Source organism: uncultured Kiloniella sp. (assembly GCF_937128705.1).
Lineage (GTDB): Bacteria > Pseudomonadota > Alphaproteobacteria > Kiloniellales > Kiloniellaceae > Kiloniella.
Map to the genome: position 1 here is coordinate 1 of NZ_CAKZMP010000336.1, position 4,117 is coordinate 4,117.

Genomic DNA, 4,117 nt, shown 5'->3' on the forward strand with positions numbered 1-4,117 from the left:
CGGGCCCCAACCCATTATCTTTTGATTGCCCATCACGAAGTTTACGACATCCTCAGCTACCACCCGCCAGAAGTAACCGAGCTTGAACCCGATGCCCTGCTCCATCAGGATCAAGATATGGAACAGGGCTTTTCAATCTGGGATCTGGTGTAGAGTTATCTGCTCAAGGCAAGCCACGTTGCCAAGCCAACAAAAATAACGCCACACAGCCCATCAGAATAAGACGGGCTTTATCTTTATGTGATAAGGCGATTATGTACCAATGAATTTTTGTGATAATGTGGATAAGATAAACTTGGCGATCAAGTATTTATATCAATGCAATAGAAATGAATATATCACCCCGTACTATTCATTGATATTCAAATTTCTTTTGACAACCAATGTTATCTTTCCATTCGCACGCCTGCGCAAATAGCTGCTTTGCCTTGTTTAGATCTTTTCGCACAGTCCGACCTTCTGCATACATAATGCCTAATTGAGAGCATCCCAGGGCAACACCTGTGTCACAGGCAATTTGGAAAAGATCAAATGCAGTTTGGTCATTGGCCTGAACACCCCGGCCAGATGCATACATACGCCCTAACTCCGCGCACCCAACAGCAAGCCTTTCATTACAAATCCCACGGAAATAGGATAAGGCTTTTGCATAATCAGGCGTAAAATAATACCCGGAGTTATTGATGTCGCCGAGTGCCAGGCAGCTCCAAGGGTGTTCTTTTACACAAGATTTTTCATAAAGCTTTATAGCCTTGTTAATATCTTTATTTGCAACTCTGAACTGATAATAAAACGCCATCTGATAGCACCCTTCTGCACCATCAGCATTACAGGCTTTTTCATAGTAAAAAATAGATTTTTTGCTATCCTGTGGAACGCCCACTCCGCTCCAATACCATTCCCCAAGATTTGTGCAGGCTTGTACGTTTTTTCCATCACAGGATTTTTTTGACAATAATATCCCGGTTTTCCGATGTTTTTCACCCAGCTTACCTGTGGTATAAAGCTCCCCTAAATACCCACAAGCTCGTGTATATTTTGCATCACAAGACTGTTTTAAATATATCTCTGCCTTTTCGTAGTTTCTATATTCACCACGCTCATTTGCATACAGTCGTCCGAGATTATAACATCCCATGCGATTTTTACCCTCGCATGCCATTGTATAATACAGCAGAGAAAAATCAGGATCGAGTTCAACACCAATGCCGTGTTCGTAATAATATCCCGTTGTATTACAATCATCTAAATTTCCTGAAAGACAGGAACTTTCAAATGAGGTGAATGCTTCGCTCGCATTATTTTCGGCCTTGGCAACGTCAAAAATGAGTAGAACCCAAACAAGACTAACAAGCCTTATTAAAATCGTTTTAAGTCCAAGCATTTTTTCTCCACAACAGACAGAAAATATCAATTAAAAAAATTTAAACCAAAACTAAAACAATCAAAAGAAGTAAGTGTCATACTCCCCGCCAACGCAGGACCCGTTTTTCAATCAATCCGATAGCTGAATTTACAAGCACGCCAAGGATTGAGAGGATGGCAACACCTGTGAAAAGGCGTTCAAGGTCGTAAAGGGATCCGGCTTGAAGGATGTAAGCACCGATGCCGTATTCTGCGCCCAGCATTTCCGCGGCAACCAACAGGATAATGGCGATGGCAAGCCCGATACGCAGGCCCGACAAAATACCCGCCATGGCACCCGGCAGGACGATTTTGCGAACGATGGAAAACCACGAGAGGTTAAAGCTCTGTCCCATGCGGATCAAGCCCCGGTCCACATTGTCCACGGCCCCATAGGTGGCCACAACCATCGGCGTGAAAGTCCCAAAGGCGATCAGGGCGTATTTGGATGCTTCGTCAATACCAAACCAGATCACAAAAAGCGGTAGTAACGCGATCTTTGGCACAGGGAAAAGCGCCGCGATCAAGGGAACCAGCCCCGCCCGAACATAGGAGAACAGGCCGATGGCAATGCCCAGACTAACGCCCATTAAACTACCGATAGCAGCCCCGATGACAAAGCGCGTAAAGCTGGGGACCAAATGCGTCCACAACAACCCAGAATTATAAAGCTCGACAAAGGTATTAAAAACATCCGATGGTTTGGGCATGGTCAGGGCCGAAATAAACCCGATGCGGGTTCCTGCCTCTAGAAAAGCAATCAGGATAAAGAACACCACAAATCCCATCCACGGACGGGATACCGGGGCAAAGCCGCCACCGCGAAAAGGGACAGGCTGTCCTTTGGTTTGGCTCCTTTGTTCTGGCGCTTTAACTGGTGTATTTGGGGCACCAGTATTTGGTACAGAAACATAGGGATCGCGTGTATTCATTCTTGAATTCGGTTCGAATGTTTGTTTGGTATTATTAGACTTTAAATTCTCGGGCTGTGACTTCTCGGGTTTTGTCTTCTCAGGCATTGATCAGCTCCGCATCTGCGGCCATGGCCTCGTCCCGCATCATCTGCCACAGGGCGTTTTGCTGTTGTTCCAAATCCGGGTCGGCGTGTCTGCGTTCTGACAAGGGTTTATCAATGTTCACGATCTCGCGGATTTCCCCCGGACGACGGGAAAGCACCACAATCCTGTGTCCCAACCGTACTGCCTCGGCCAGATTGTGGGTCACATACACAGCAGTAAAGGGCTGACGGGTCCAAAGCGAGACAATATCGTCCATCAAAAGTTCACGGGTTTGGCTGTCCAGCGCCGAGAGTGGCTCATCCATCAACATAACAGCGGGGTTCACCGCCAGCGCGCGGGCAATAGCCACTCGCTGTTTCATACCGCCAGAAATCTGCTTGGGAAAGACATCGGCAAAATCGCTGAGCTTACAACGCGCAAGAACATCGTTGATAATTTCTTGGCTTTCGGCCTGACCAATGCCGTGATCTTCCAAAACCAATGAAATGTTTCCGGCCACAGTGCGCCACGGCAACAGGGCAAAGTCCTGAAACACATAAGTCAACGGATTGAGGCACCCCTCGGGCGTATTCCCGACCTGAAGAATATCGCCCAAAGTGGGCCGTTCCAGCCCCCCGAGCAACCGCAACAGTGTTGATTTCCCACAACCGGACGGCCCGACTATACAAACGATCTGTCCCGATGCAATATCCAGATTTATATCGCGCAGGACTTCTCTGTCGCCATAGGTATGATGAATGCCCGCCAGTTTAATATCCATAGAACCAATTTCTTACAATTAAACAAAAGCAGCGGAGTATAAACTCCGCCGCCTAAAATCAACCACCGACAGGACATTGAAACTAAGGTCACTTGCCAAGAGATTGACAGATAATCAATCGCCCGTCGATTGGGTCACTAGTAAATCAATCAGTGACCCATAAACGAGGACAATGCCCTTAAAGGGTTTTCACGTAGCTGCTATCAATCAGCTGATCCAGACCGATCGTACCACTTACCAGATTTTCAGACTTGAACCAGTTCAGTTGTTTTTCAATGGAACCCGCATTCATTGCCACACCAGGATTCAAACGCATAGATCCATTAATGATGGACTTAGCCGCCTTTTCCCGTGGTTTATCGGCATAGACATACTGGTGGATCAGATCGACCATTTCTTCGCGCCCCGCATCGCCCAGCGTGCCATCAACCATGGCGGCGTTATAATCGGCGATGCCTTTGCTGTAAGCCGCGATAAAATTCTTGGTCATTTCCGGCTCTTCCGCCGCATTCTTGGCAGAGGTAAAAGCAGTCGTAACCTGATAATCTGGCAGATAGTCTGACACATCGCCAATGATATGAACTGCGCCAGACCCAGCCAGTGGCTTGGCAATATGTGGCACAATAGACCAAGCATCAATCTGTCCGGTTTTCAGCGCACCGATAATGGCCCCGACCTTTTGAAGCGGCTTGAATTTCAGGGCAACGCCTTCTTTCGCAGCAATTTGAGAACCCATGTAATGGAAAGATGATCCGGCGGTGGTCATGCCAAAGGTCTTGCCATCCAGTTTGTCCGGCGATGTTACCCCGGCCTTGAAGGCTGCGTCAGATACCAGTATTTTCTGGCCATCAATGCCCTGTTCTTCTGACAGCACACCACCGATAACTTTGATCGCGCCTTTATCAGCCAGTGAAATCAACCCACCGGAAATGGC

At 47.5% G+C, this 4,117-nt stretch carries 4 protein-coding genes; all 4 read right to left on the reverse strand.

What is annotated here, in order from left to right; all coding sequences use genetic code 11:
* Nucleotides 1–352: 352 nt before the first annotated feature.
* On the reverse strand, nucleotides 353–1,384 hold the full coding sequence (locus Q0241_RS17065) for a tetratricopeptide repeat protein (protein ID WP_299379749.1): 1,032 nt from the start codon (nucleotides 1,382–1,384) through the stop codon (nucleotides 353–355).
* Nucleotides 1,385–1,460: 76 nt separating this feature from the next.
* Nucleotides 1,461–2,423: an ABC transporter permease gene (locus Q0241_RS17070; protein ID WP_299379752.1), complete on the reverse strand. Its 963-nt coding sequence runs from the start codon at nucleotides 2,421–2,423 to the stop codon at nucleotides 1,461–1,463.
* A complete protein-coding gene (locus tag Q0241_RS17075) occupies nucleotides 2,416–3,183 on the reverse strand; it encodes an ABC transporter ATP-binding protein (protein ID WP_299379755.1) in 768 nt (255 codons plus the stop codon). The genes Q0241_RS17070 and Q0241_RS17075 overlap by 8 nt, the downstream gene beginning before the upstream one ends.
* Before the next feature lie 178 nt (nucleotides 3,184–3,361).
* Nucleotides 3,362–4,117 (reverse strand): ABC transporter substrate-binding protein (locus tag Q0241_RS17080; RefSeq protein ID WP_299379758.1); only part of this gene is annotated, 756 nt, incomplete at its 5' end.

Coding starts and splice junctions, on each gene's coding strand:
- Q0241_RS17065 (WP_299379749.1), bottom strand. CDS start 1,384: ATGCTTGGACTTAAAACGATTTTAATAAGGCTTGTTAGTCTTGTTTGG.
- Q0241_RS17070 (WP_299379752.1), bottom strand. CDS start 2,423: ATGCCTGAGAAGACAAAACCCGAGAAGTCACAGCCCGAGAATTTAAAG.
- Q0241_RS17075 (WP_299379755.1), bottom strand. CDS start 3,183: ATGGATATTAAACTGGCGGGCATTCATCATACCTATGGCGACAGAGAA.